5 protein-coding genes are annotated in these 5,670 nt (G+C 69.6%); 4 read left to right on the forward strand and 1 reads right to left on the reverse strand.

Translation table 11 applies throughout. The features are described 5' to 3' along the window. The first annotated feature begins 365 nt into the window (after positions 1 to 365). Together ACFWI9_RS18790 and ACFWI9_RS18795 are read left to right on the forward strand one after the other, a co-directional pair. Positions 366 to 2,006: a von Willebrand factor type A domain-containing protein gene (locus ACFWI9_RS18790; protein ID WP_387163331.1), complete on the forward strand. Its 1,641-nt coding sequence runs from the start codon at positions 366 to 368 to the stop codon at positions 2,004 to 2,006. Between the two features lie 217 nt (positions 2,007 to 2,223). Further along, positions 2,224 to 2,685 (forward strand): DUF1772 domain-containing protein, encoded by a 462-nt coding sequence (locus ACFWI9_RS18795; protein WP_387163334.1) that lies wholly within the window; start codon positions 2,224 to 2,226, stop codon positions 2,683 to 2,685. 41 nt (positions 2,686 to 2,726) lie between these two features. Here the strand turns inward: ACFWI9_RS18795 and ACFWI9_RS18800 are convergent, their stop codons facing one another. Beyond that, the gene (locus ACFWI9_RS18800) at positions 2,727 to 3,224 is read right to left on the reverse strand and encodes an AraC family ligand binding domain-containing protein (RefSeq protein ID WP_387163336.1); all 498 of its coding nucleotides are present in this window, start codon (positions 3,222 to 3,224) and stop codon (positions 2,727 to 2,729) included. 180 nt (positions 3,225 to 3,404) lie between these two features. On the opposite strand from ACFWI9_RS18800, the gene ACFWI9_RS18805 reads away from it, so the two are divergent. Both ACFWI9_RS18805 and ACFWI9_RS18810 read left to right on the forward strand, forming a co-directional pair. Then, complete coding sequence (locus tag ACFWI9_RS18805) at positions 3,405 to 5,084, forward strand: penicillin-binding transpeptidase domain-containing protein (RefSeq protein ID WP_387163338.1); 1,680 nt, start codon at positions 3,405 to 3,407, stop codon at positions 5,082 to 5,084. Between the two features lie 126 nt (positions 5,085 to 5,210). Then, positions 5,211 to 5,660: a nuclear transport factor 2 family protein gene (locus tag ACFWI9_RS18810; protein WP_387163341.1), complete on the forward strand. Its 450-nt coding sequence runs from the start codon at positions 5,211 to 5,213 to the stop codon at positions 5,658 to 5,660. The last annotated feature ends 10 nt before the right edge of the window (positions 5,661 to 5,670 follow it).

Consider the following 5,670-nt stretch of genomic DNA (forward strand, 5'->3'; position numbering starts at 1 on the left):
CCACCCTCACACTACCCCCCACACCACCCCACCCCCCCCCCCGTCCGGCGCCGCCCCCCCCCCCCCCCCCCGCTTCCATCCGGCCCTTCCCGCCGCCAGTCTGGAGAGGCAGGCGCGATCGGCGGGAGTCGGCCGCCGGGGAGCTGGGACCGAGAGCCGGGGGCTGGGCGCCGGCGAAGAAAGGCAAAGGAGAGGAGGGGCCGACACATGGACCGAGTGCCGCGGCGCAGAACCTATCGCCACGGTGAGCGAGGCCGGCGTGGTCCGCCGTTGCCGCTTTGATATCCATCCGCAACGCGTTCGCATGCTCCAACTCGCCTTCCGGAACGTCACATGCACAGTGCTGACGATCCAGGGGGCTGAGGATGCATCTCTGCGCAAGGGCATATCAAGCGAGTACCGCGCCGCGAGTGACCGCGCGGGCACGCGCACGGACAAGCCGGGGAGCGCTTGTCGCGTTGCTTGCCGGGGCCGTGCTGCTGACCGGCTGCGGGGCGGGTGGACAGGCCGACCGGGCTTCCCGAGGCGACGGGGCGCATCGGGCCGAGCACGGGCAGCCGGCTCCGGTGCCACCGGACGGAGGAGGAGGCGCGGCAGAGGGTGACGGCGAAGGGGGACGGGAAGGCGAGCAAAAGAGCGACGTGGAGCGGGATTTCGCGCCTTCCGCCGACTACCTGTCCACGTTCGCACTCGATGTGGATACGGCGTCGTACGGGTACGCCAAACGCGCACTTGCCGAGGGGCGGCTGCCCGACCCCGCCGCGGTGCGCCCCGAGGAGTTCGTCAACAGCTTCCGGCAGGACTATCCGCGCCCCCAGGGGAACGGCTTCACCGTGGCCATGGATGGCGCCCGGATAGCTAACCAGGAAGAGAAGGGAGGAAGAGGTGGGGAGGACTGGTCGCTGCTGCGCGTGGGGCTGGCCACCCGCAGCTCCGACCGCACCGCTGAACGTCCCCCGGCGGCACTGACGTTCGTTGTCGATGTCTCGGGGTCGATGGCCGAACCCGGACGACTCGACCTGGTCAGGGAATGTCTCGGCATTCTGACCGACCAACTGCGTGAGGACGACTCGATCGCGCTGGTGACGTTCAGCGGCGAGGCAGAGACCCGGTTGCCGATGACCCGGCTCGGCGGTCGGCGGGATCGCGTCCACCAGATCATCGACGACCTTGAACCGGGCGACTCCACCAATGTGGGGGCAGGTGTCGGCACCGGATACGACGTCGCTGTGGAGGGGCACAGAAAGGGGGCCAACAACCGGGTGGTGCTGCTGTCCGACGCGCTGGCCAATACCGGTGACACCGACGCGGACGCGATCCTTGAGCGGATTGACACCTCGCGCCGGGAGTACGGGATCACGCTGTTCGGCGTCGGTGTGGGCAGTGACTACGGCGACCAGTTGATGGAGCGGCTCACCAACCGGGGCGACGGACACACCACCTACGTGTCCACGGTCGCGCAGGCCAGGAAGGTGTTCGTCGACCAGCTTCCCGCCCATGTGGACCTACGGGCCCGAGACGCCAAGGCACAGGTCGCGTTCGACCCGCAGACAGTGCAGGAGTTCCGGCTGATCGGATACGAGAACAGGGAGGTGGCAGACGAGGACTTCCGTGACGACCGGGTGGACGGAGGTGAGGTGGGGCCGGGGCACACGGTGACGGCGCTCTACGCGGTACGGCTTCGTGCGGGGGCGAGTGGACACATCGCCACCACCACCGTGCGCTGGCTCGACCCCCGCACCAGGGCACCCCACGAGGCGACCGGATCGCTGGAGGCGGCGGCGCTCAACCGGGACCTCTGGTCCACGGAGACGGCGCTCCGGCTGCGGGTCAGTGCCGCCGCCGCGTACTTCGCCCAAGCCCTAAGGGGTGTGGAGACACCCGGTGCTCCCCGGTTGGGTGAGCTCGCCGAACGGTCAGGAGGCCTGGCGAGGGCGACGGAGGACGCGTCAGTGCGACAGTTGGCGAAGTCGATAGGCCAGGCGGCCACGTTGGTGGCGCAGTGACCACCGGTGTCCGAGACGGCAGGCCTGGGCTCCGATGCCTGACGGCTGGTGTCTGAGAGCACTGGGCCGTGGCCCGGTGTCTGACGGTTGGTGCCCGACGGCGACTGGTGCCTGACGTGCCGGGTGGTGCCGGCCCCGGTCGGCGTCCACCCGGTCCGGCTGCGCGCTGGGTGGGAGACCGCTGCACCGGGGCGCCGGGGCCGTCATGATGTGCGGCATGGCCTCCTTGCTTCTTGCCTTCGCCGTCGTATCCACCGGCCTTTACGCGGGCTTTCTGCTGATCTTCCAGACCGGGATCATGCCCGCGCTGGCAAGGCTTTCGGACGAGCAGTTCGTCGCAGCCATGAGACGCGTCAACGAGGAGGTGCCACGGGCTGTGTTCCTGGCGGTCTTTCTGGCCGTCATCGTGTTTCCGGTGGCGGCCCTGGCCGTACCGACCCAGGGTCGGTCGGCAGGACAGATATGGCTGCTTGTGGTCGGGGTGGTATGCGCCGCCCTCAATCATCTGGTCACGATCGCCGGGAACATCCCCCTCAACAACGCGCTGGCATCCTCCGTGGGTGCGCCGGCGTCCGAGGCGCGTGCGGCCTTCGAGGCCAGGTGGAACCGCTTTCACGCTGTTCGAACCGGGCTCGCCCTGGCTTCGTTCGTGCTCGTTGCAGGGGCCTCGCTCATGTGACCACAGCCCACCGAACCGAACCGAACCGTGGCCGGGACTGGTCAGGCCGTGTCGGGGAGTCGCTCTCCGCAGCGACTGCAGTAGCGTGCGTCCGACTCCGGGGCGAGGCGTCCGCACTCCGGGCAGACGCGGTCCAGCAGGCAGGCGCGTTCACCGCCCTCCGCCCTGTCCGCGGAGGGAGTCTGAATGGCCAGCCCCGGACGTCGGCGATGGACGCTGAGCTGGACGAGGCCCTCCGGTCCGGCGTACAGGGCCCGGCGGCTACCGCGGGGGAGCCACACCACCGAGCCTTCGGTGACGTCCTGCCGCTCACCGTCGATGAGTAGTCGCCCGCCGCCCGCGGTGACGTACAGCAGTACATCCAGGGTCGGTTCGACGTGTTCGGCGACATGGGTGTCCGGCAGCAGCCGTACGACATTGGCGTCGAGTTGGCGCCCGCTTGCCGCGAGCCGCCACAGGGCCCCGCCCTGGTCTTGCGATGCGTCACGGCTCAGCTCGGCCAGCCGTGCGAGCACACCCGGCCGGGAAAGGGATGCCATGTGGTTCCTCCAGCGTTCAATCCCCACGCGGTCCGTGCCGGACCCCCGAAGCCAGGGAGGGATGGTACCTCTGCCGACCGCTTCCGGGGCGGTCAACCCGCTGCAAGGGCGGAGGGAAGGCGTCGCCGACATCGCGGGACGGTACGGAGGGTGAGTGGATCATCACTCTAGGATGCGCGCATGGCACGCGGCAGCGTTTACCGGGATTACTCTCCGTCTGGGCGCGGGCGGTCGCGTCGACGGCGTACCGCGGTCGCCGCCGTGGTGGCGCCCGTGGCCCTGGCAGGAGCCGGCTTCTGGGCCTACACCACCCTGGTCGTCCACCCGGAAGACTCCCAGGTACGGGCCGCCACCGAGCGTTTCCAGGGGTTCCTCGACGCCTGGGAGGCGGGGGCAGCCCAACGGGCGGGCACGTACACCGGAACTCCCGCCTATGCCGAGTCCCTCATCACCTCCGTGATGACGAACCTGAAGCCGTCGAAGACCGAGCTGAGGGCGCTGAAGGGCACCAGGCGGGGAAGCCGGGAGGTTCGTATTCCGTTCACCGTGGCCATGACGATCCCCGGCGCGGGTCGCTACACCTGGGAGTCGAAGGCCAGGCTCCTGCTGAAGCAGGGAGGGCAAGGCGGGCAAGACAAAAGGGGAGAGTGGGAGGTGGAGTTCACCACCCCGCTGGTTCATCCCGAGCTCGCACCCGGACAGACACTGGCCCTTCAAACGCGGCCACGTGCCGCCGTGCTCGACACCCATGGCGACACCCTGCGCGCACCCTCGATCGTGGGGCTGGTCGATCCGAAGAGCGGCAAGGGGGTCTCCGGCCTCGAAGCCCGCTACGACCGGCAGCTCACCGGTGGAGCCGCCGGCATGAAATCCGTGGTGGTCGTGAACCGTGCCTCCGGGCGCGCCGTGAAGGGGATCCGCGACCACAGCGGGGCCAAGGGCGGAGTGCCCGTACGGACCACCATCGACCCGAGGATCCAGGAAGCCGCCGCCGACGCACTGGACGGCGTACAGAAGAACGCGGCCATCGTTGCGGTCGATCCGGCGACCGGTCGTATCCTCGCCGCCGCCAACAGGCCCGGTGGTATGAACCGCGCGCTGGAGGGGCGCTATCCTCCCGGCTCCACCTTCAAGGTCATCACCGCCACCGCTCTGCTGAAGGCGGGCATGCGCCCGGCCGATCCCGTCGACTGCCCGGTGTTCGCCCATGTCAACGGGCAGCGGTTCGAGAACCACGGCCGGTTCGGTCTGCCGGGCGGTGCCACGCTCACGGACGCGTTCGCCCGGTCCTGCAACACCTTCTTCGTCAACGCCCGCACCAAGCTGAAGGACGCGTCGCTGCACGACACGGCCCAGGCCTTCGGCATCGGCGGCGGCCCCTGGGACGTCGGGGTCGCCACGTACGACGGCAGCGTCCCTGTCGCAGGCAGCGACAACGACAAGGCCGCGGCCACCATCGGACAGGCCCGGGTCCAGGCCTCGCCTCTGGTGATGGCGTCGGTCGCGGCGACCGTCAAGGACGGCACCTTCCGGCAGCCGCTCCTCGTGCCCGCCGCCGTGAAGCACAAGCACCATGCGGCGGAACGGCTCAGCCCCTCAGTCCTGTCCGCGCTGCGCGGCATGATGCGCGCCACGGTCACCGAGGGCACCGCCCGGGTGCTGCGGGATGTCCCGGGCGAGGCGCATGCGAAGACAGGTACGGCCGAGTACGGAGACCAGAACCCTCCACGCACCCACGCCTGGATGATCGGTTACCAGGGAAAGCGGAACCTCGCCTGGGCGGTGTTCATCGAGGACGGCGGCTCGGGGGGTGCCGACGCAGGGCCCGTCGCCGCCCGGTTCCTGAAGACGGTCGGCTGAGGCGGAAGCCCGGACGACCGCCCACCGACGGGGGCTCCGAGCCGGTCTCCACTGGTGCTGAAGGTGCGTTCGGCAGCCTGGGCCCAGTCGCGCGGCCATGAGGGCAGCGTCTCGAGAGGAGTTGCCATGCCTCAGCCGGTCGGGACACTCCGGCACCAGGTCACCGGAGATGTCTACGCCGAGGTCCAGACCTTCTACGCCCACCAGATGCGCCGGGTCGACGCCCTCGACATCGAGGGATTCGCGGACACCTTCACCGACGACGGAGAGGTCGTCCACGCGGGTGGCCACCGTCAGCAGGGCCGCGAGGAGATGATCGCCGGGATGAAGGCGAACCTCCCGCGCTACCAGGGCATCGCCGTCCGCCACTGGTTCGGCCACATCCTGATCGAGGTCGACCAGGCGGACGCTGACCTCCTGCGCGTCTCGTACTACACCCTCGTCACCCAGACCGACCGCGAGGGCAGCGTCAGCTTCCAGCCCACGTTCACCGTCGACGATGTCCTCGTCCGGGTGGACGGCAGGCTGCTGACCCGCTCACGGGTGATCCACCGCGACGAGCCCGCCGCCTCCTGAACCCGGATGT

The sequence above is a fragment of the Streptomyces sp. NPDC127084 genome (assembly GCF_042724175.1).
Lineage (GTDB): Bacteria > Actinomycetota > Actinomycetes > Streptomycetales > Streptomycetaceae > Streptomyces.